Annotated in this window: 15 protein-coding genes; 9 read left to right on the top strand and 6 right to left on the bottom strand. The window is 72.3% G+C overall.

Annotated features, from left to right (window positions below; all coding sequences use genetic code 11):
* Window positions 1-20: 20 nt before the first annotated feature.
* The 4 genes from NVV95_RS05930 to NVV95_RS05945 are packed head-to-tail and all read right to left on the bottom strand — an operon-like array spanning window position 21 to window position 5342.
* Entirely contained in the window at window positions 21-977 is a 957-nt protein-coding gene (locus NVV95_RS05930; RefSeq protein WP_259485617.1) for an acetylxylan esterase, read from the bottom strand.
* The gene (locus NVV95_RS05935; protein WP_259485618.1) at window positions 977-3541 is read right to left on the bottom strand and encodes a glycosyl hydrolase family 95 catalytic domain-containing protein; all 2565 of its coding nucleotides are present in this window, start codon (window positions 3539-3541) and stop codon (window positions 977-979) included. Before NVV95_RS05935 ends, NVV95_RS05930 begins: the two co-directional genes overlap by 1 nt.
* Window positions 3538-4503, bottom strand: a complete 966-nt coding sequence (locus NVV95_RS05940; protein WP_259485619.1) for a carbohydrate ABC transporter permease — start codon at window positions 4501-4503, stop codon at window positions 3538-3540. The genes NVV95_RS05935 and NVV95_RS05940 overlap by 4 nt, the downstream gene beginning before the upstream one ends.
* A complete protein-coding gene (locus NVV95_RS05945) occupies window positions 4503-5342 on the bottom strand; it encodes a carbohydrate ABC transporter permease (protein WP_310796055.1) in 840 nt (279 codons plus the stop codon). The genes NVV95_RS05940 and NVV95_RS05945 overlap by 1 nt, the downstream gene beginning before the upstream one ends.
* A 209-nt stretch (window positions 5343-5551) precedes the next feature.
* On the opposite strand from NVV95_RS05945, the gene NVV95_RS05950 reads away from it, so the two are divergent.
* Together NVV95_RS05950 and NVV95_RS05955 are read left to right on the top strand one after the other, a co-directional pair.
* Complete coding sequence (locus NVV95_RS05950; RefSeq protein ID WP_259485621.1) at window positions 5552-7753, top strand: alpha-galactosidase; 2202 nt, start codon at window positions 5552-5554, stop codon at window positions 7751-7753.
* An 84-nt stretch (window positions 7754-7837) separates the two neighbouring features.
* Window positions 7838-9049 carry an ROK family transcriptional regulator gene (locus NVV95_RS05955; protein WP_259485622.1) on the top strand — a complete coding sequence of 404 codons (1212 nt, stop codon included), beginning with the start codon at window positions 7838-7840 and terminating at the stop codon, window positions 9047-9049.
* Between the two features lie 65 nt (window positions 9050-9114).
* On the opposite strand, the gene NVV95_RS05960 is transcribed toward NVV95_RS05955, so the two are convergent.
* On the bottom strand, window positions 9115-9822 hold the full coding sequence (locus NVV95_RS05960) for a GntR family transcriptional regulator (protein ID WP_259485623.1): 708 nt from the start codon (window positions 9820-9822) through the stop codon (window positions 9115-9117).
* A gap of 104 nt (window positions 9823-9926) precedes the next feature.
* Between NVV95_RS05960 and NVV95_RS05965 the strand changes: the two genes are divergently transcribed.
* Genes NVV95_RS05965 through NVV95_RS05990 form a run of 6 tightly spaced genes read left to right on the top strand, consistent with a single transcriptional unit; the run spans window position 9927 to window position 17138 of the window.
* Window positions 9927-10973, top strand: coding sequence for a sugar ABC transporter substrate-binding protein (locus NVV95_RS05965; RefSeq protein ID WP_259485624.1), 1047 nt, complete (start codon window positions 9927-9929; stop codon window positions 10971-10973).
* 53 nt (window positions 10974-11026) lie between these two features.
* On the top strand, window positions 11027-12115 hold the full coding sequence (locus tag NVV95_RS05970) for a mandelate racemase/muconate lactonizing enzyme family protein (protein WP_259485625.1): 1089 nt from the start codon (window positions 11027-11029) through the stop codon (window positions 12113-12115).
* Window positions 12112-13200, top strand: a complete 1089-nt coding sequence (locus NVV95_RS05975) for an ABC transporter permease (RefSeq protein ID WP_259485626.1) — start codon at window positions 12112-12114, stop codon at window positions 13198-13200. Before NVV95_RS05970 ends, NVV95_RS05975 begins: the two co-directional genes overlap by 4 nt.
* Window positions 13197-14207 carry an ABC transporter permease gene (locus tag NVV95_RS05980; protein ID WP_259485627.1) on the top strand — a complete coding sequence of 337 codons (1011 nt, stop codon included), beginning with the start codon at window positions 13197-13199 and terminating at the stop codon, window positions 14205-14207. The genes NVV95_RS05975 and NVV95_RS05980 overlap by 4 nt, the downstream gene beginning before the upstream one ends.
* Window positions 14204-15787, top strand: a complete 1584-nt coding sequence (locus NVV95_RS05985; RefSeq protein ID WP_259485628.1) for a sugar ABC transporter ATP-binding protein — start codon at window positions 14204-14206, stop codon at window positions 15785-15787. Before NVV95_RS05980 ends, NVV95_RS05985 begins: the two co-directional genes overlap by 4 nt.
* Window positions 15774-17138 carry an MFS transporter gene (locus tag NVV95_RS05990; RefSeq protein WP_259485629.1) on the top strand — a complete coding sequence of 455 codons (1365 nt, stop codon included), beginning with the start codon at window positions 15774-15776 and terminating at the stop codon, window positions 17136-17138. The genes NVV95_RS05985 and NVV95_RS05990 overlap by 14 nt, the downstream gene beginning before the upstream one ends.
* 20 nt (window positions 17139-17158) lie before the next feature.
* On the opposite strand, the gene NVV95_RS05995 is transcribed toward NVV95_RS05990, so the two are convergent.
* On the bottom strand, window positions 17159-18076 hold the full coding sequence (locus tag NVV95_RS05995; protein ID WP_259485630.1) for an SDR family oxidoreductase: 918 nt from the start codon (window positions 18074-18076) through the stop codon (window positions 17159-17161).
* A gap of 1202 nt (window positions 18077-19278) precedes the next feature.
* Here NVV95_RS05995 and NVV95_RS06000 point away from each other — a divergent pair.
* Window positions 19279-20871 (top strand): hypothetical protein, encoded by a 1593-nt coding sequence (locus NVV95_RS06000; protein ID WP_259485631.1) that lies wholly within the window; start codon window positions 19279-19281, stop codon window positions 20869-20871.
* Window positions 20872-20910 lie beyond the last annotated feature (39 nt).

A 20910-nucleotide genomic window follows, 5' to 3' on the forward strand; every position in this document is an offset into this window, starting at 1 on the left:
GATGTGCAGGGCAGGGCAGGTCAGGCCGGGCCGACGGTCCCGGCGAGCACCCGGAGGGCACCCGCGAGATCGTCCGACCCGCCTGCGTCGTGGCCGTTGAACGGCCAGGTGACGATGTGGCGGTCGGCGGCCCACGCGTTGTGGACCGCGAACACGGTGGAGGGCGGGGTGATGTCGTCCATCAGCCCGGCCGAGAACCAGGCCGGCACCCGGGCGCGGGTGGCGAGGTTCACGGTGTCGACGTAGGCGAGCGTGTGCAGCACCGTCGCCTCGAGGTGGCGGGCCCGGGTGAGCAGCTCGGCGATCTCGCGGTAGGGGTAGCGGTCGGTGGCGCCGACGGCCCGGGGCAGGTCGGCGAGGAAGGGCGCCTGGGCGAGCACGGCGCGCACGCCCTCGGAGAGCACGCCGGCCGCGATCGCGATGCCGCCGCCCTGGCTGTTTCCCGCGACGGCCACCCGGTCGGGGTCGACCTCGTCGAGGCCGCGCACGGCGTCGACCGCCCGCACGGCGTCGGTGAAGACGCGGCGGTAGTAGTACGAGTGCGGGTCGGTGATGCCGCGGGTCAGGAAGCCCGACGGCGCGATGGGCTCGAAGCCGGGGTCGACCGTTCCGCCGTCGCCCTGTCCGCGGGTGTCCATCACGAGGTGGGCGTAGCCGGCGGTGGCGACCAGGAGGTCGTCGATCGGGGCGCCGCGCCCGGCACCGTAGCCGGTGAAGTGCACGACGGCGCCGAGCGGGCGGTCGCGCATCCGGGGCAGTCGCAGCCAGGCGCGCACGGGGTCGCCCGCGAAGCCGGGGAAGGTGAGGTCGAACACGTCGACCCCCACGAGGCCGGTGTCGACGGGCGTCCGGATGACCGTTCCGCCCGCCGCGCGGGCACCCGCCAGCGTCTCGCTCCAGAACTCGTCGAAGTCGTCGGGCACGGTCTGGCTGCTGCGGTACTCACGCAGCACCTCGAGCGGGGCGTCCACCAGCATCAGCGCACCCCCGCCGCGGTCGGCACGAGGGCGGAGAGGTCGAGCACGGTCTCGTCCGGGTCGAGCGGCACGCGCATCCGCCGGCCCCGCAGCTCGACGTCGATCACCCGCGGTGCGGCCTCGGCCAGGCGCCGCACGACGACCTCGACCGGGCGGCCCGACGACCAGCGCAGGTCGACCGCGAGGGCCCCGGGCAGGCGCGCGCCGAGCAGCTCGCCCTCGCCCCACGCCTCGGGGAGCGCGGGCAGCAGCCGCACGGTCCCCTCCGCCGTGCCGAGCACCAGCTCGCGCACCGCCGCCGCGAAGCCGAAGTTGCCGTCGAGCTGCACCGGCGGGTGGGTCGAGAACAGGTTCGGCAAGAGGCCGCCCCACTCCGAGCCGTCGACGGGAGCCAGCCGACGGTGGTCGCGCTCGAACGGGGCGCTCGCCTCGCGCAGCAGCTCGCGCGCGGTCTCACCGTCCCCGAGCCGCGCCCGCAGCGCGATCTTCCAGGCCCACGACCAGCCCATCGCCCCCGGGCCGCGCCGGTCGAGGGTCGCCACGGCGGCCCGGGCGAGCTCGGGGGTGCGCGCGGTGTCCATCAGTCCGAGGGGGTAGACCGCGATCATCTGCGACATGTGCCGGTGGTCGGGGTCGACCTCGACGAGGTCGGCGCCCCACTCGCGCAAGCGGCCGTCGGCGGTGGCGGCGAAACCCACGAGCCGGGGCAGCGCCGCCCCGATCTCGGCGAGCACCGGATGCTCGAGCCCCAGCACCCCGGCCGCCTCCGTCACCCGGCCGAACAGCGCCCGGATCAGCGCGACGTCCATCGTGGCGGACTGCGCCAGCGACTCGGCGTGCCCGTCGGGCCCGCCGAACAGGTTCTCGGGCGAGGTCGACGGCACGGTGCGGAGACCCCCGCGCCCGTCGTCGACCAGCCAGTCGAGGGCGAACTCGGCGGCGCCGACGAGCACCGGCCAGGCCCGCTCGCGCAGGAAGGTCTCGTCGAGCCCGTAGCGCCAGTGCTGCCAGAGGTGATCGGTGAGCCACAGGCCGCCCATCATCCAGATGGCCCAGGACGGGTTGCCGTGCCCGGCCCCCACCGGCAGCGAGTAGCCCCAGGGGTCGGTGTTGTGGTGGGCCACCCAGCCGCGGGTGCCGTAGAGGCGGCGCGCGGTCTCGGCGCCGGTGACGGCGAGCCGGTCGACGAGGTCGAGCAGGGGGCCGTGACAGGCGGCGAGCCCGCTCGACTCGGCTGCCCAGTAGTTCATCTCGGTGTTGATGTTGATCGTGTAGTTCGACGACCACGGCGGGCGCAGTTCGTCGTTCCAGATGCCCTGCAGGTTCGCCGGCGGCGAGCCGGCGCGCGAGGAGGCGACCAGCAGGTAGCGACCGAACTGGGTCAGCACGGTGGCCGTCAGGGCGTCGTCGTCGCCGTGCAGCAGGTCGCGGTCGACGTCGAACAGGCCGGCCCGGCGGGCGCCGAGGCGCAGTGTCGACGCCCCGAGCAGGGGGCGCACGTCGTCGAGGTGCGCGGCGAGCAGCTCGGCCGGGGCGGCGTCGGCCGCCCGCTCGGCGAGCTCGAGGGTGTCGGCGATGAGGGTGGGGCGGGCGGCCTCGGTGAGGGGCCCGTCGGCGCCCTGCCACCAGCGCCGGCCGGTGCTGTCGGTGGCGATCGCCACGAGGGCTCGGCGCACGCCGGTGAGGCGGATGCCCGTGCCGTCGGCCGTGGCGACGCCGTCGCTCCGCACCGCCACCGCGATCGCGGCGTAGGGGTCGTACTCCGCGGTGGCGGCCTCCCGCTCGTCGCGGTAGACCAGCGGTTCGGCGACCTGCTCCTCGTGCAGTGGGGCGCCGTCGACCGGCAGGCGCACGCCCAGGGCGAGCGAGGCGACGCCCGAGCGGTCGTCGGCGCCGTCATCCACCCCCGCGGCGGCACCCGCAGGCGCACCGGTGCCCCGACCCGCACCCGCACCCGCGCTCGTGCGCTCCAGCCGCAACGGCGTCGAGAGCGCGAGTTCCACGTCGGTCGGTACGTCGTAGCTGAGGTGCACAAGCAGGCAGCCCGCGGGGGCGGACGCCCACACGGTGCGGGTCGTGCGCGATCCGTCGACGCCGGTTCTCTCGCGCAGGATCGCGTCGTCGAGGTCGAGCTCGCGGGCGTACGGCGCCGGTGCGGCGGCCCGACCAGGGTCGGCGCGGTGAGCATCCGGGATCTCGGTGATCACCACGTCGCCGAGCGGCAGGAACTCCTGGCTCCACGGCCCCTCGAAGGAGTAGAGCAGGCGCTCGGCCTCGCGGTAGTCGCCGCGGTCGATGGCCTTGCGCACCTCGGCGAGGCGCTCGGGGCCCGCCCCGGCCGCGACGAGCGCATCCAGGGCCTGCGCTCCCGACGCGGGTGTGCCCGACCAGACCGAGGAGTCGTTCAGCTGCAGCCGGGTGCCGGAGCGCCCGCCGAACACCATGGCGCCGGTGCGGCCGTTGCCGACCGGGGTGGCCTCGACCCACTCGGTGGCGGGCTCGGCCCAGCCGAGCCGCAGGGCGTCGGCGCGGGGGCGCTCGATCAGGGAGAGGTCGCCGGTCACTTCAGCCCCGTGAACCCGATGGAGTTGACGATGCGCTTGCCGAAGACGAGGAACAGCAGCAGCATCGGCAGCGCGGCGACGAGCGTGGCCGCCATCAGCCCGGCCCAGTCGGGCGAGGCCTGCGGCGACGACTGCTTGAACACGGCGAGCGCCAGCGTCAGCGGCCGCACCGAGTCGTCGCTCGTCACCAGCAGCGGCCAGAAGTAGTCGTTCCACGCGGTGATGAAGCCGAGGATCGACAGCGTGATGATGGGCCCCGACGTCATCGGCAGGGTGATCCGGAACAGCACCCGCAGCCGCCCGGCGCCGTCGATCAGCGCCGCCTCCTCGATCTCCTCGCTGAGCCCCAGCATGAACTGGCGCAGGAAGAAGATGTTGAACGCCGAGAACAGGGCGGTGGGCAGGATCATGCCGGCGAAGGTGTTGAGCAGCCCCAGGTCCTTCACGAGCACGAAGTTCGGTAGCAGGGTCAGGATGCCCGGCACCATCAGCGCCGCGAGGAAGATCGAGAACATCAGGTCCCGCCCCTTCCAGCGCAGCCGGGCGAAGGCGTAGGCCGCGATGGTCGAGAAGAACACGATCGCCACGGTCTGCACGGTGGCGTAGATCACCGAGTTGAGCAGGAAGTGCAGGATCTGGATCGAGGCGCCCGAGCCGCCCTCGGCGAGGGACTGCTCCTGGCTGGCGAGGCCGAGCACCCGGGCGAAGGCGCCCCAGGTGAAGTCGACCGGCAGCAGGGAGCCCGGGTCGCGGATGAGGGAGTAGTTGTTCGAGAAGGCGGTGCGGAGCATCCAGTAGAACGGGAACACCGTCACCACCAGCACGATCACGATGTAGAGCCAGGCCACGGCTCGGCCCGGGGAGAACCGGGATCGGGTGCGGCCGCGGGGCGACCTCGGCCGCTCGGGCGTGGTCAGCAGCTCGGTGGTGACCCGGGGGGTGGGCTTCAGGATGGTGGTCATCAGTTGGTGTCCGATTCGCTCGCCCGCATGAGCCGCATCTGCAGGAAGGTGATGATGATGAGCATCGCGAAGAGCGCGAGCGACATCGTGGCGCCGTAGCCGAAGTCGAACTGGCCGAAGGCCTTGTCGTAGATGTACATCTGCAGCACGTTCGAGGCGTTGGCGGGCCCGCCCTTGGTGGTGACCGCGACGATGTCGAACACCTGGAACGAGCCGATCACGGTCAGCACGAGCACCATGGCGAGGATGGGGCGGAGAAGGGGCAGCGTGAGGCGCCGGAACATCTGGACCTCGTTCGCCCCGTCGATGCGGCCGGCCTCGTAGATGGTCGGCGGGATGGTCTGCAGCCCGGCGAAGATGATGATCGCGTTGTAGCCCATCGACTTCCAGACGCTGATCATGGCGATCGACGGGATGGCCCAGGCCCGCGATCCGAGGAACATGATCGGTTCGCCCGTGAGCTGCTCGATCAGCATGTTCACGACGCCGAGCTGGGAGTCGAGCATCCACGACCAGGTGGTCGCGGCGACGACGCCCGAGATCAGGAACGGCAGGATGATGATGCCGCGCACGACGGTGTTCGAGGTGAGGCGGTGCAGCACCACCGCGGTGACGAGCGAGACGGTCATCCCGAACACCACGCTGAGCAGCACGAAGTAGACCGTGACCCCGAGCGACGACCAGAACACCTGGTCGCCGAACAGCCGCACGAAGTTGTCGAAGCCGGTGAAGGTGGGCGGCGTCAGCACCTTGAAGTCGGTGAAGCTGAGGTAGATGCCGCGGAGCGTGGGGTACAGGAAGAACACCAGGAAGCCCACGAGCGCCGGGGCGATCAGCACCCAGGCCAACCGCCCGTCGTGCCGGTGGGCCGGGGAGTGCGAATTGATCGCTCCCCGCCCCCTGACACGGGTGCTCTTCGCGGCGCGGGTGCCGCGAGACGCTGTAATCGCCATTGATCTCGCCCATCTGATAGGTCTTGCACGAGTTGCGCAGTCAGCATAAGTAGCAATAATTGATGCTGTCAAATAATTCGACGGAGAAGGACGAGATGAGCTCTGCACCCCACCGCATCCCCCACCTGCGCGCGGCGGGGGTGTCCCTCGTCGTCGATGCGACGGGTGATGCTCCGTCGGTGCTGCACTGGGGCCGTGACCTCGGTCCGCTCTCCGACGACGAGCTGGAGGCGCTCCGGCTGACCGCGGGCACGGCCCGGCTGCACAACGCCCCCGACGTGGCGCGGCGGTTCCCGCTGCTGCCCGGAGAGCGGCACGACTGGTCGGGCGTGCCCGGGCTGAGCGGGCATCGGGCGGGCGGGGCGACGACGCCCCGGCCGGTGCTGCGGCACGTCGACGTGGTTCCCGCCGGCGCCCCGGGGGGTTCGGATGGCGGCGGCTCGATCGAGTTCGACTTCGACGACCCGGTCAGCGGCCTGGCCATCCGCCAGCGGGTCGCCCTCGAACCGAGCGGCCTCGTGAGGCTGTCGTCGACGATCACCTCGACCGCGGCGGAGGGCGAGGCGCCCTACGACCTGGCCGGGCTCGTGGAGCAGCTGCCGCTGCCCACCCGGGCCACCGAGATCCTCGACTTCACCGGCAAGTGGAGCCGCGAGCGCGAGCCGCAGCGCACCCCGGTGCGCGACGGCCTGCACGCCCGCGAGGTGCGCCGCGGCAAGCCGGGGGTCGACTCGCCCTACCTGATGGCGGTCGGCACCGCGGGCTTCGGAGCGCGGCACGGCGAGGTCTGGGCGATGCACGTCGCCTGGAGCGGCGACCAGCGCTGGTTCGTCGAGCGCCTGCCCGAGGGCGCGGGAGCGGCCTCCGCGGTGCTCGGCGGAGGCGAGCTCGTGCGGCCGGGCGAGCTCCGGCTCGCCGCCGGCGAGACGTACTCGACGCCCGACGTGCTGTTCGCCTGGTCGGGCGACGGCCTCGACGGGGTCGCCGACCGCTTCCACGAGCGGGTGCGGGCCGACCGCCGCCGCCCGGGCGCCCAGCCGCTCGTGCTGAACACCTGGGAGGCGGTCTACTTCGACCACCAGCTGCCCCGGCTGATCGACCTGGTCGACCGGGCCGCGTCGATCGGCGTCGAGCGGATCGTGCTCGACGACGGCTGGTTCCGCGGCCGCCGCGACGACCGGGCGGGGCTCGGCGACTGGCAGATCGACGAGGGCGTCTGGCCCGAGGGGCTCGACCCGTTCGTCGATCGCGTGCGGTCGCACGGGATGCAGTTCGGGCTCTGGTTCGAGCCCGAGATGATCAACCTCGACTCCGAGCTGGCGCGCGCGCATCCCGACTGGGTGCTCGGCCCGGAGGCCGGTCTCGGCACCTCGAGCCGGCACCAGTACGTGCTCGACATCGCCCACCCCGATGCGTTCGGCTACCTGCTCGAAGCCGTCTCCGACCTCGTCGAGCGCTACGCGATCGACTTCCTCAAGTGGGACCACAACCGCGACCTGATGGAGGCCACCCGGCGGACCGCCGGCGGAGCGCCCGGGGTGCACGCGCAGACCCTGGCGCTCTACGCCCTGCTCGACGCACTGCGCAGCCGCTTCCCCGCGCTCGAGATCGAGTCCTGCGCGTCGGGCGGCGGCCGGGCAGACCTCGGCGTACTGGCGCGCACCGACCGCGTCTGGACCTCGGACTGCAACGACCCGATCGAGCGGCAGCGCATCCAGCGCTGGTCGGAGCTGCTGCTGCCCCCGGAGCTGCTCGGCTCGCACGTGGGCGCGGAGCGCTCGCACACCACGCACCGCTCGACCGATCTGTCGTTCCGCCTCGCCACGGCGCTGTTCGCCTCGGCCGGCATCGAGTGGAACATCACGCGCTGCACCGACGAGGAGCTGGCCGCCCTGCGGCGCTGGGGCGGGCTCTACAAGGAGATCCGCTCGCTCGTCGCCACCGGGCGCCGGGTGCACGCCGAGCTGCCCGACGAGGAGACCCTGCTGCACGGCAGCGTGGCCGCCGACGGCTCGCGGGCGCTCTACGTCTGGGCGCGGCTCGGCACCTCGGCTCCCGGGCAGTCGGGGCGGGTGCGGATGCCCGGGCTCGACGCCTCGGCCCGGTATCGGGTGACCGTGCGCGACGAGCTCGGCGAGACGGCGCTGCACCAGGGCGAGGGGCCGGAGTGGTTCGACGCTGCGCGGGCCGGCGGGATCGAGCTGCCGGGATCGGTGCTCGTCGTGGCCGGGGTGCCGCTGCCGACCCTCGACCCGGCCCAGGCGGTCGTGTTCGACCTGGTGAGGATCGACGGCTAGCGGGTCGAGCGGCGCGGTCATCCGCGCCGCCGCCCGTCGCGGCCCCGCGACCGGCAGAATGGGGTGCACGACGGAAGGGTCGCGATGAGCAGCGTGCGGATCGGCGAGCGGGCGGGCGAGGCGCTGCGCGTGCTCGGCGCTGCGTCGCCGGCGGCCGTCGACATCTTCACGGGCATCCTGACCCACGGACCGCTCTCGCGCACCGACGTCGCCAAGGCGACCGGCCTCTCGCAGGCGGCCGTGACGAAGGCGGTCGCGCCGATGATCGCCGCGGGGCTGATCGTCGACCACGATCCGGCACCGCGCGGCGGCCCCCGCGGCCGGCCCGCCAACCCGATCAAGGTCGACCCCGCCTCGCTCGTGGTGCTCGGCATCAAGGTCAACCCGGGCGAGGTGATCGGGGTCGCCACCGACCTGGGGGCGCGGATGCTCGTGTCGGCCCATCAGCCGGTCGGCGCCTCGTTCGACGCGGTGGTCGAGGGCGTCGCCGAGATCGCGGAGCGGCTCTGCGCCCTGCTCGGCGACCGGCGCGACCGGCTGGCCGGGGTCGGGGTCTCGGTGTCGGGCGACGTCGACTCGAGGAACGGGGTCGTGCGCGAGTCGGCTCTGCTCGGCTGGACCGGGGAGCACCTCGGCGCCGCGCTGACCGAACGGCTCGGCCTGCCGGTGCTGATCGAGAACGACGTGCGGGCGCTCACCGTGGCCGAGCACTGGTTCGGCGAGGGGGTCGGCACCAGCTCGTTCGCCATCATCACGATCGGCAGCGGCATCGGCTGCGGGCTGCACGTGAACGGCGAGGTCGTCGAGGGCGCCTTCGGGGTGGCGGGTGAGATCGGGCACCTGCCGCTGACGTCCGAGCGCTTCGTCTGCACCTGCGGTCGGCGCGGCTGCGTCGAGGCGGTGGCGTCGACCGGCGCGATCGTGCGCGCGGTGGCCGAGGCGGGCGGGGTGCGGGACGGGCATCCGGTCGCCACGATCGACGAGGCGGTGGCGCTCGCGCACGAGGGCGACCCCTCGGCCGTGGAGGTCTTCGACCGCGCGGGCACCGTCATCGGCACCGCGATCGCGACGGTCGCGAACCTCACGGGGCCCGAGATCGTGCTGATCACGGGCGAGGCCGTGTCGGACTACGACCTCTACGACCAGCGGCTGCGGGCCGCGTTCGAGGCGCACGCCTTCGGCGCCGCCGGTCGCTGCCGCATCGTGCTGCGGCCGCACGCGTTCGAGGACTGGGCGCGCGGGGCCGCGGCGGCGGTGCTGCAGGGCATCGTGCAGCAGCGGCACCCGGCGCGGTAGCGGCCCCGGCGGCGCTGGCGGCGTCGGCAGCGGCCGGCGCGGTGGCGCCCCGGACGGCGCCGCCCCTAGCGGCGGCCGGGCTCCGTGCGCTCGGCGCGCCCGCCGGCAACCGTGTCGAGCACCCGGCCGAGCGAGCGGTCGAGGTGCTCCCGCATCGTCTCCGCGGCCCGCTCCGGGTCGGCGTCGCGGATCGCCCGGACGATCTCCACGTGCTCGTCGAGGGTTCCGTGCCCGTAGCTGCCCGCGTAGGAGAGCCGGAAGATGTGCAGGTGGCAGTGGGTGCGCGCGTAGGTGCGGCTGATCAGCCGGTTGCCCGCGGTGTCGAAGACCAGGCCGTGCAACCGCTCGTCGTGCGCCGACAGGGCCCCCGCCGGCAGGGCGGCCGGATGCCCGCTGAGCGTCTCCAGCTCCCGGTCGAACGCGGCGAGATCGCCCTCCTCGCGACGCCGGGCCGCCGAGGCCGCGGCCGCCGGCTCGAGCAGCATGCGCAGCTCGTAGAGCTCGATCAGCTCGTCGCGGGTGAGCAGCTCGGTGGTGCGGTAGCCCCGCAGCGGCACCTTCACCACGAGACCCTCCGACTCGAGCCCGGCGAGCGCCTCGCGCACCGGCGTCGGTGAGACGGAGAGCTGTCGAGCGGCGTCGTCGATGTTGATGCGACGACCGGGCGGGATCGCGCCGGACATGATCAGCCCGCGCAGATGCTGGTGCACCTCGGTGGGCCGCGGGGCCCCGGCCGCAGCGCCGAGCGAGTCGAGATACTGCCCCTCGAGCATCCGTCGCTCCCCTCTGCTTGACAGGACCCAATCTATCGTGGAGCATGGCCAGAATCCTATAGGAAAATCAAATAGGATCACCCGTACCGATGGAGGGCTCAACGATGAGACGCACCACACTTCCCCTCGCCGTCACGGCGATCACGGCCGCGGCGCTGCTGCTGTCCGGCTGCACCCCGCAGGCGTCCTCCGGCGGAGGAGCCGAGGCCACCGGCCTCGACACGGTCAAGGTCGCCCTGGTGCCGGGTGGTCCGCACCCGTACTTCCAGCCATGGATCGCCGCCGCCGACCAGGCGAAGACCGACTTCGGGCTGGGCGACGCGACCTTCAACGAGACCGCCGGCTGGGACCAGACGAAGGAGAACGACGTCATCAACTCCCTCGTCGCCAACGGCTACAACGCCTTCGGCGTGTTCGGCGTCTCGCCCACCGACATCAACTCGACCTTCCAGAACCTCAAGCAGAACGGCATCGCGTCGGCCGCGCTCGGCTCCTGCCCGGCCGGAGACGTCAACGACGCCGACTTCTGTCTGTCGACCGACACCGAGGCGGCGGCCTACAAGGCGGCCCAGGCCACCATCCAGGCCATGGGCGGGAAGGGCGTGCTCGCCCACCTCACGGGCGTCAACGTCGACTCGAACACCCAACGCCGCATCGCGGGCGTGAAGAAGGCGGTCGAGGAGACGAACGGCGCGGTCACCCTGCTGCCCGACGTGACCGACATCGACACCGACATCACCACCGCCCAGAAGGCCGTGGCCGACCTGCTCGCCTCGAAGGGCAGCGAGATCACCGGCATCGTGTCGACCGCGTACAACCCCGCGGTGGCCGCCGCCACCGCGGTGAAGGAATCGGGCCTGCCGATCTCCCTCGTCGCGATCGACGACGACGAGACCATCCTCGCGGCGATCGAGGACGGCTCGGTCTACGCCACCATCGCGCAGAACCCCACCGGGCAGGCCTACGTGGGCAGTTACGCGCTGGCGAAGCTGGCCAGCAAGGAGTGCACGATGGCCGACCCCGGCGCGATCATCGACTCCGGCTCGTTCGTGGTGACGAAGGAGAACGTGGCCACCTACGACGACGAGCGCACCGCCGCGAGCGAGCAGCTGATGAAGGACTTCGACGCCGACCACCTCGTCTGCTCCTGACCCGCCGCACCCACCATCCGGCCGCCCAGGCGGCCGCCGTTCCGGAGGCACCGATGCCGACCATCACCACCGCCCGCGCCCGCCTCGTCGACCTCGAGGTCGAGACCGTGCGCACCGACGCAGTGCAGAGCTTCGTCAAGCAGGAGACGATCTTCGTCGAGATCGACACCGACGACGGCCTGACGGGCACCGGGTACTCGTACACGATCGGCACCGGCGGGCGGGCGGTGCTGTCGATGCTGCGCGACCACCTGCTCGAGCTGCTGCCGGGTCAGGACGCGGCGAACGTCGAGGCGATCTGGCACCGCCTCTTCGCTTCCACACGCGCGACCACGACGGGGGCGATCACCTCGCTCGCCCTCGCCGCGGTCGACACCGCCCTGTGGGACCTGAAGGCGCTGCGGGCCGCCGAGCCGCTCTGGCAGGCCGCCGGCGGGTTCCGCCGCGACGTGCCGCTCTACGACACCGAGGGCGGCTGGCTGCACCTGTCCACCGACGAGCTCGTCGAGGGGGCGCTCCGATCGCGTGCGGCCGGCTGGGCGGGCCTGAAGATCAAGGTGGGCATGCCCCACGTGGCCGACGACGTCGAGCGGCTGCGTGCCGTGCGCGAGGCGATCGGCGACCGGATGGACCTGATGGTCGACGCGAACCAGTCGATGACCGGGGCCGAGGCCGTGCGCCGGGCGCGGGCCTTCGAGCCGCTCGACCTGTTCTGGCTCGAGGAGCCGCTGCCGGCCGACGACATCGCGGGGCACGCGCGCCTCGCGCGCTCCACGAGCATCCCGATCGCCGTGGGCGAGTCGATGTACTCGGTCGCGCAGTTCCGCGAGTACCTCGAGCGCGGGGCCGCCGGGGTGGTGCAGGTCGACGTCGCCCGGATCGGCGGCATCACGCCCTGGCTCAAGGTCGCGCACCTGGCCGAGGCGTTCAACGTCGCGGTCTGCCCGCACTTCCTGATGGAGCTGCACGTGAGCCTGGTCGGCGCGGTGCCGAACGGCCGCTATGTCGAGCACATCCCGCAGCTGCGCGCGATCACCCACGGGGAGCTCGAGATCGTGGACGGGCGGGCGCTCGCCCCGCAACAGCCCGGTCTCGGCATCCGCTGGAACCCGGACGCGATCGACGACCGGACCGTCGCGTGAGCGACCGCCCCGCCGTGGTGCGCTGGCTGGCGACCCCGCGCTTCGTGCTGATCGCCATCATCGTCGTGCTGGTGGCCGTGCTGACCGCCGTGAAACCCTCGTTCCTGAACGGGGCGTTCGTGCTGGCGCCGTTGATCACCTCGATCACCGTCTTCACCGTCGTCGGGCTCGCGCAGATGATGGTGCTCTCGATCGGGCACATGAACATCGCCGTCGGACAGATGGCCGCGTTCGGCGCGATGGCCTCCGGCATCTCGTTCGACCTGTTCGCCCTCCCGCTCGCCGCCGGACTGCTGCTGGGCCTGGTGGCCGGGGCGGCGATCGGCGCCCTGACGGGGTGGATAATCGCCCGCACCGGCGTGAACTCCTTCATCGTCACCCTCGCCATGAGCTTCGCGCTGCTCGGTCTCGTGCCCACCGTCTACTCCGCGCTCAGTACGGGCTCCGCGTTCGTGGTGAAGCCCGAGGGCTTCGACCTGCTCGGCCGCAGCTCCTTCTCCTCGGTGTGCCTCGCGGGGTGGTGCGGCCCCGCCGCCATCCCGCTGATGGTCGTGCCGGTGCTCGTCGTGATGGCGCTCGTCGGGCTGCTCTACCAGCGCACCCGCTGGGGCCGGGAGCTGCTGCTGACCGGCAGCAACGTCACCGCGGCCGAGCTGTCGGGCATCCCCACCGCGCGGCGAATCGTGATGGCGCACACGCTCTCGGGCACGCTCGCGGCGCTGGCGGGCATCCTGCTGGCCACCAGCATCGGCTCGTTCACGCCGTCGATCGGCGACGAGTTCATGCTGCAGTCCTTCGTCGGGCCGATCCTCGGCGGCACCCTGCTCGCGGGCGGCTACGTCTCGGTAGTCGGCACCTTCCTCGGCATCACGCTCACGCTCGTCATCCGCAAGGGGCTCGAATTGTTCGGGGTCGGCATCGAGACGCTGAACGTGCTGCTCGGGGTCATCCTGCTCGTCGCCCTCTCGGCCGACCGCGTGCGGGAGATCCGGCTGCGGCGGGGACGCGCCCCCGGGAGCGCCCCCGGCCGCCCCTCCGGGAGCACGCCCGATCGCACTCCCGACGCCGAGGAGGTGCCGGCATGACCCGCGCACGACTCGGGTCGCAGAGCATCACCCTGATCGCCATCGTCGTGGCCGGCACGGTGCTGCTCGGCATCGCCTCGGGCGGCGACCTCTTCTCCCCCGTCGGCATCCGCACCTTCTTCCAGTTCCTGGCCGTGCCCATCCTGATCGGCCTCGCGCAGATGATCACGGTCGCCGTCGGCCAGCTGAACCTGGCGGTCGGCGCCATCGGCGGCGTCGCGGCGGCCCTCGCGGCCGTGCTGATGGCCGACCTCGGCGTGCCGCCGCTGATCGGCGCGCTGGTGCCGCTCGCGGTCGGGGCGCTCGCGGGGCTCGCCAACGGCTGGCTCGTGGTGCTCACCCGCATCAACGGCTTCATCGTGACGCTGGCGACGATGACCATCCTGCTGGGCGCCCAGTACGCCCTCGTCGGCACGCGCACCGTTTCGGCCGACAACTGGCAGCCGCTCGCCGCCGTCGGCCGGGCGACCGTGCTCGGCGTTCCGCTGATCTTCCTCGCGGCCGTCGCGGCGGCCGTCGTGGTCGCCCTGGCCTCCCGGTACACCCGCTCGGGCCGCCGCCTGCTCGCGAGCGGAGACAACCCCGAGGCGGCGCGGCTGCTCGGCATCTCCAACGACCGCAGCGTCGTGCTCGCCCACACCGCCTCGGGCCTGCTCTGCGGAGTCGCCGCCCTCGTGAGCCTCGCCGCGCTGCCGGGCGTGAACCAGAGCGTCGGCGGCGACTGGCTGCTGCCGAGCTTCGCCGCCCCGATCATCGGCGGCGTCTCGCTCACCGGCGGCACCGTCGCCGTGCTCGGCACCGTGCTCGCCGCCACCGTCGTGCGCCTCGTCGACACGGCGCGGGCCGAGTTCCAGCTCGCACCCGCCTGGGTGAACTTCGTGATCGGGGCCGTGGTGCTCGGCACCGTCGCGCTCGACCGCGTGCGGCAGGTGCGCGCCGAGCGGCGTCGCGGGGCCGCACGGGCTCAGGATGCTCCCGCCGTCGACACCCTGGAGGCCGCCCGATGACCGTCCCCGCCCTCGAGGCCCGCACGATCTCGAAGTCCTTCCCCGGGGTGAAGGCACTCGACGCGGTGTCGCTGACCATGCTCCCGGGATCGGTGCACGCCCTGCTCGGCGAGAACGGCGCCGGCAAGTCCACGCTGATCAAGGCGCTCACCGGGGTGCACCGCCCCGACGGCGGATGCATCCTGCTGCCGGGCGCCGACGGCCGGCCCGCCGAGGTGCAGCTGACCGATCCGGCCGCCGCCCGCGACGCCGGCATCGGGGTGGTGCACCAGGAGCGGAACGTGATCCGCGGCTTCACGGTGGCCGAGAACATCGTGCTCGGCCGCATGCCGCGGCGGGCCGGGCGCATCGACTGGGCCCGCGCCCGAGACGAGGCGGCCGCCTGTCTCGCCCAGCTCGAGGTCGACCTCGATCCGTCGACCCCGATCGCCGAGCTGTCGTCGGCGCAGATGCAGCTCGTCGAGATCGCCCGGGCCCTGTTCACCGAGACCCGGGTGCTGCTCCTCGACGAGCCGACCGCGTCGATCAGCGCGGCCGAGAGCGACCGGCTGTTCCGGGTGGTCGACCGGCTGCGCGACGAGGGGGCGAGCATCCTGTTCGTCAGTCACAAGCTCGAGGAGGTCTACGCGCACTGCGACACCGTGACGGTGCTGCGCGACGGCCGCTCGGTACTGGAGTCGCAGCCGCTGTCGGCGCACTCGCACGATGAGATCGTCGACACGATGGTGGGGCGTGCGCTCGGTTCGCTCACGGTGCCCGACCGCCCGGCGCCGCGGAGCTCGGCTCCCGCGCTGGAGCTGACGGCGGTCACGACGACCGCCGGGCACCACGGGGTGTCGCTCAGCGTGCGTCCCGGCGAGATCGTCGGGCTGTACGGGCTCGTGGGCGCCGGCCGCACCGAGCTGGCCCGCGCGATCGTCGGCCTCGAGCGGATCACCGCGGGAGAGCTCCGGGTCGAGGGGGTGCCGACGCGCATCCGCTCGGTTCGTCAGGCGCTGCACCGCCACGGCATCGGCTACGTGACCGAGAACCGCAAGGAGGAGGGGGTCTTCCTCGAGCAGAGCATCACTCGGAACGTCGCCGTGACGGTGTGGCCCGAGCTGCAGCGCGGGCCGGGGCTGATCAGCGCCAGGCGCGAGCGCGAGCTGGTGGCGCGGTTCGTCGACGAGCTCGACATCCGCATCTCGTCGCAGAACCAGCTGGCCGGGCGGCTCTCGGGCGGCAACCAGCAGAAGGTGTCGCTGGCGAAGTGGCTGGCGGCCTCGCCGCGCATCCTGATCATCGACGAGCCCACGATCGGCATCGACCTGCGCACGAAGCGGTCGTTCTACGAGCTGATCTGGCGGCTCGCCGACGAGGGCATGGCCATCCTGCTGATCTCGAGCGACCTGGCCGAGATGATCACCCTGGCCGACCGGATCGCCGTGATGGACCGCTTCGCCATCGCCGGTGAGCGCACGAACAGCCACGAGTACGACAGCATGAGCCAGGAGATCATCCGGCTCATCCACTCGCACGCCGGCTCGCACGCCGAGGCCGGTGCCGTCGGAACGGAGGAGGGCATCGATGTCGCGGGCTGAGGGATCGACCGGGGGTGTGAACCGGCGCGTGGCCGCCGCCGCGCTCGTGGGGTCGGCGCTGGAATGGTACGACTTCTACCTCTACGGCACGGCCGCCGCGCTGGTGTTCAACCGCATCATCTTCACCGACGCCGACCCGACCGTGGCGACGCTCGCGGCCTTCGCGACGCTCGCAGTGGGCTACTTCATCCGGCCGCTCGGCGGACTGATCTTCGGCCGGCTGGGCGACACGGTGGGGCGCAGGAACGTGCTCGTCATCACGCTGCTCGTGATGGGCGTCTCGACGGTCGCGATGGCCTTCGTGCCGACGTACGAGCAGGTGGGCCTGTGGGCGCCGGTCATCCTGGTGGTGCTGCGGGCGATCCAGGGCATCGGGGCGGGCGCCGAGTTCGGCGGCGCCGCGATCCTCTCGGTCGAGAGCGCCCCGGCCCGCTCGCGCGGGCTGCAGGGGGCGTGGCCGGCGGTCGGCGTGTACCTCGGGCTGCTGCTCGCCTCGGGGGCGTTCGCGCTGGTGACCCAGCTGCCCGAGGAGGACTTCCTGGCGTGGGGCTGGCGCGTCCCGTTCGCGGCGAGCGTGGTCGTCATCGCGGTGGCGCTGTTCATCCGGCTGCGGCTCGCCGAGAGCCCGGCGTTCCTCGAAGCCCAGGCGCGCGCGGCCGCCCAGCCCGCGGTCGAGGCGGCCCCGATCCGCTCGGTCTTCCGCTTCAAGAAGAAGGCGGCGCTCGTGCTGATCGGGGCGCAGACCCCGCAGAACGTGCTCGCCTACGTGAACCTCACCTTCCTCACGGCCTACCTCGTGGGCACCCTGAAGCTGGCGAACTCGGTCGGCCCGATCGCCGTGACCGCGGCCACCTTCGCGACGATGATCACCCTGCCGCTGTTCGGAGCGCTCTCCGACCGGGTCGGGCGGAAGCCCGTGGTGCTGTTCGGCATCGCCTTCTCGGCGCTGTTCGTGTTCCCGTACTTCGCGATCATCGACGGCACCCGCTCACCGCTCGGCATCACGATCGCCGTCGTGGTGAGCCTCGGCGTGGGTGTCGGTGCCATGTTCGGGCCGCAGGGCGCCTACTTCTCAGAGCTCTTCACGGCCCGCGCCCGCTTCACGGGGCTGGCCTTCAGCCGCGAGGTCGCCGGCGCGCTGTCGGGTGGCCTGACCCCGCTGATCGCGGTCGCCCTCGTGGCGGCGGCTTCCGGGGCGTCGTGGCTGGTGGCGCTGTTCGTCATCGCGGCTTGCGCGATCGGCTTCGTGGCCGCTGCACTGGGGCCCGAGACCCGCGGCCGCTCGCTCGACGCGCTCACGCCGGCCGAGCTGGCGGCGTCCACGGCCCCGCCGGGGCCGCTGCCGCGCTGACCCGGCCGCTGCGCGTGCGTCTACGGCGTCGGCATCGCCCCGTTCACGTTGAGCGTCTCGCCCGAGACGTAGCTCGACTCGGCCGAGGCGAGGAACACGTAGGCGGGCGCGAGCTCGGCCGGCTGACCGGCGCGCTGGTAGGTGCTCTCGTCGTCGAAGGCCGCCATCTGCTCGTCGCTCACCCCGCCCGACACCTGCAGCGCCGTCCAGGTCGGCCCCGGCGCGACGACGTTCACGCGGATGCCACGCGGCGCCAACTGCTGCGCCAGCCCCTTCGAGAGGTTGTTGATCGCCGCCTTCGTGGCCGCGTAGTCGATGCGCTCGGGCGAGGGCTGGTAGGCCTCGAGCGAGGCCGTGTTGATGACGGATGCCCCGGCCGGCAGGTGCGGCAGGGCCGCCTTGGTGATCCAGAAGTTGGCGAACACGTTGGTGCGGAAGGTCTGCTCGAACTGCTCGTCGGAGAGATCCTCGAGGCGGTCGACCGCGATCTGCTTGCCCGCGTTGTTGACCAGGATGTCGAGGCCGCCGAGCTGCTCCACGGCGTCGGCGACGAGCTGCCGGCAGTGGGCGGCGTCGGTGATGTCGCCCGGCAGGCCGACACCGCGGCGCCCGGCGGCCTCGATGAGATCGAGCACGTGGCGGGCATCCGCCTCTTCGTCGGGGAGGTAGGAGATGGCGACGTCGGCGCCCTCGCGCGCGAACGCGATAGCCACGGCGCCGCCGATGCCCGAGTCGCCGCCCGTGATCAGCGCCTTGCGCCCCACGAGCCGGCCGAGCCCGCGGTAGCTGTGCTCACCGAGGTCGGGCACCGGCCGCATCGGCCCCTGCACGCCGGGCTCGGGCTGGTGCTGCACCGGCGGCTCCACCCGCCCGTAGCGCGTGACGGGGTTGTCGAAGCTGTACTGGTCGCGGGCGTCGTCGCTGCTGGTCGGGCTCATGCGGCTCACCGTACGCCGGAGTGCACCCGATAGGGGGACTGTGCGGGGAGCGGACAGCCAGGCACCATGGGGAGGCACCGTCGAACGATCCGCCTGCGCACGACCGCCGTCGCCGTCACCGCGGTCATCGCGGGCGGCGCCGTCGTCGTCGAGCAGCCCCGGCCGGCCCAGGCGGCGTCGTGGTCGAGTGCCGGAACGGCGACGACCTGGATCAGCGGGATGAACTCGGCGCTCGGCAACGTGGGCAAGCTGCTCGGCCGCGAGTTCACCGGGGCGTCACTCTTCCTCGACATCCTCGGACCGACGATCTCCACCATCTTCGGCGGCGACACCGGTCCCGGCATCCAGGACGTGCTCGACCGTCTGCAGCAGCTCGACGACATCGAGCGCAAGCTCGATCAGCTGCAGGTGCAACTCGCCGACGTCAAGCAGAACGTGCTCGAGCTCGAGGACACGGTCGTGCTCGGCCAGTGCGTCACCCAGTCGAGCGACCTGCCCCACTTCATCACCTCGGTCGAGACCTCGCAGGCCATGTACACGCAGGTGATCGAAAAGCTGCAGCGCGTTCAGGACAACCGGCTCACGAACACGACCCGGTTGCAGGGGTACATGGACGACTTCGTCGACGTGACCCTCGGCACGAACCCGAAGCGGGACGTCGTCAACGTCGAGACGAGCCCGATGGCCCACGACATCCGGGAGGCCCATCAGTACATGGTCACCCACGGCAGCACCCCCGGCGTCATCCAGACCTGTGGGCGCGCCCACCTCACCGACTGGAAGCTGAACGCCGCCGGGGCCGCCGCCCGGCAGTCAGCGGGCCAGAACGACGTGGGGGTGTGGCTCGACGACCGCCAGTACTACGCGCCGGTGCAGGACATCGTGACCTACTGGCAGACCGTGCAGGCCCAGGGCATGTACCTGCTGCAGCAGGCGTCGCTGATGCAGGCATCGAAGCTCTACACGACGAAGGACCACGGGTCGGTGCCGGCCGACGCCGCCGGCTCGGTCTGCGCCCTGGCGGCCCAGAGCGCTCCCGACGGACAGGCGGCCACGGTGTGCGAAAGCGCGCTCACCTTCTACGCCGGCATCGTCGCCGAGTGGACCGAGGTCGGCCTGCCGATCTCGAACGATGACGTGGTGATGAGCCTGGGCACCGATATCACCGGCGTCACGAACGCCGGTGTCACGATGGATTCCCCGTGTGGGCCCGGAAGCCCAGCGGCTTCCCCGAGTCCTGGGCGACGAGCGGCACCTGGACCGACTCCCCCGCGGCGGTCACCTACTCGGGTGTCCCGGGCTTCAAGCCGGCGAACTCGACGCAGTGGAACACCCTCCTCTCGGGCTACACCACCTCGCACACGGCGATCGCGGCGTCCCTGCGCATCCCGCGGCAGCTCGCCGAGCACGGCTACCTGCCCTACGACCTCGCTCGGGTGCAGCCGTACCGGCCGTACGACCTGCTGAACCTGATGGGTGAGAACCGACTGCCGGATCCCGCTCCCGGAACCGACCCGCGGAGCTTCGACACGACCGGCGTGAAGATGGTCTGGATCCCGAACGAGACGGCCACCCGGGACATGCCCGCCTGGCAGTTCTACTCGCAGTACCGGGGCAAGACCTTCGGCGTCACCAAGAACCTCGCATTCCCTCCGACGACCATGCTCGAACAGCGGAGCAACCCGAGCTGGGTCGTGGAGAACGGCCTCACCGTCAAGTGCATGGTGGCACCGGTCGACGGCCTGCTGTGCGGGAGCGAGACGATCGCGTCGTGGTTCGTCGCGCAGCAGACATCCGACTGGTCGGGGCGGGACAAGAAGTTCTCGGTGACCCCCGGTTGGAGTTCCGTCGATCGCTTCGAGGGCCAGGCCCGGAACCCGGTGCACTGCGAGGAGTACGTGATCCGGGACGACCACTTCCAGGGCTGCGAATGGCAGTTCGACGTCGGCGTGACCGCCGTGCCGACGTGGCTCGCGCTGTTCGAGCAGAATGACGGGGGAGCCTTCATCGGGCGCTCCGACCCGCAGACCCTCTGGCCGGTCACCGCGAAGCCGACCGACTGCGTGAAGACGAACTGGGGGGCCGACACCCGCTGCGGAGCGTCGCTCGCGGCCTGGCTGAAGCAGAACATCCCGAACCCCGACCTGCCGGGGCCGCTGCCGGCCGACGAGCCGGTCATCCGCGCCGGCTCCTCGGGAGGCACCGTCGTTTGCCCGACGCCCGCGTGGCGGGCGAACGCGACCGAGGCAGGGGTCACCGTCTCCACGAGCGACGTGACCTGGTCAGGCACGCGTCCCGACGGCGCGAAGGCCACGACGACCACGGCGAAGGACGCCGAGCTCTCACTGGTGGACTTCGTGAAGAAGGCGTCGTGGTGGACGGACGATGCGGCCGGACGGCCCGCGTCGTTCACTCTGCACTGCAGCTTCGGCGCGCGCTACGCCGACCTGGCGACGACCTCGACCGTCTCGACAGCCGCCGTCACGGTCACCCGCGAGGGCGACTCGTACGTGCTCGCGCCGACGCCGACGCCGACACCCACTCCGACGCCCACGCCCGCTCCGTCCGCTCCTTCGCCCGGGACACCGGGCGACGGGTCGACGACACCCCCGGGGGCTGGCGCGGCACCGGGCGCGGGCGACCCGGCGACCTCCGACACCGCGGGCAGCGGCTCTGGCTCGCTCGCGGCCACCGGTGCATCCGACGCCACGGGCGGCTGGTTCGCCGCGGCGGTGCTGGTGCTGCTCGGCGGACTCGTGGTGGCCCTGCGCGCCCGCCGCCGCCGCGCCGGCTGAGGCGGCAGGGCGCACGCGTCAGGCTGAGCCGGCGCGGCG

The organism is Herbiconiux gentiana (assembly GCF_024978135.1).
Classification (GTDB): domain Bacteria; phylum Actinomycetota; class Actinomycetes; order Actinomycetales; family Microbacteriaceae; genus Herbiconiux; species Herbiconiux gentiana.

Bases quoted from the DNA above. Each gene is read 5' to 3' on its own strand.
- NVV95_RS05980 (WP_259485627.1), top strand. From the start codon at position 13,197: ATGACCCGCGCACGACTCGGGTCGCAGAGCATCACCCTGATCGCCATC.
- NVV95_RS05955 (WP_259485622.1), top strand. From the start codon at position 7,838: ATGAGCAGCGTGCGGATCGGCGAGCGGGCGGGCGAGGCGCTGCGCGTG.
- NVV95_RS05965 (WP_259485624.1), top strand. From the start codon at position 9,927: ATGAGACGCACCACACTTCCCCTCGCCGTCACGGCGATCACGGCCGCG.
- NVV95_RS05985 (WP_259485628.1), top strand. From the start codon at position 14,204: ATGACCGTCCCCGCCCTCGAGGCCCGCACGATCTCGAAGTCCTTCCCC.
- NVV95_RS05950 (WP_259485621.1), top strand. From the start codon at position 5,552: ATGAGCTCTGCACCCCACCGCATCCCCCACCTGCGCGCGGCGGGGGTG.
- NVV95_RS05990 (WP_259485629.1), top strand. From the start codon at position 15,774: ATGTCGCGGGCTGAGGGATCGACCGGGGGTGTGAACCGGCGCGTGGCC.
- NVV95_RS05970 (WP_259485625.1), top strand. From the start codon at position 11,027: ATGCCGACCATCACCACCGCCCGCGCCCGCCTCGTCGACCTCGAGGTC.
- NVV95_RS05930 (WP_259485617.1), bottom strand. From the start codon at position 977: ATGCTGGTGGACGCCCCGCTCGAGGTGCTGCGTGAGTACCGCAGCAGC.
- NVV95_RS05995 (WP_259485630.1), bottom strand. From the start codon at position 18,076: ATGAGCCCGACCAGCAGCGACGACGCCCGCGACCAGTACAGCTTCGAC.
- NVV95_RS05960 (WP_259485623.1), bottom strand. From the start codon at position 9,822: ATGCTCGAGGGGCAGTATCTCGACTCGCTCGGCGCTGCGGCCGGGGCC.
- NVV95_RS05940 (WP_259485619.1), bottom strand. From the start codon at position 4,503: ATGACCACCATCCTGAAGCCCACCCCCCGGGTCACCACCGAGCTGCTG.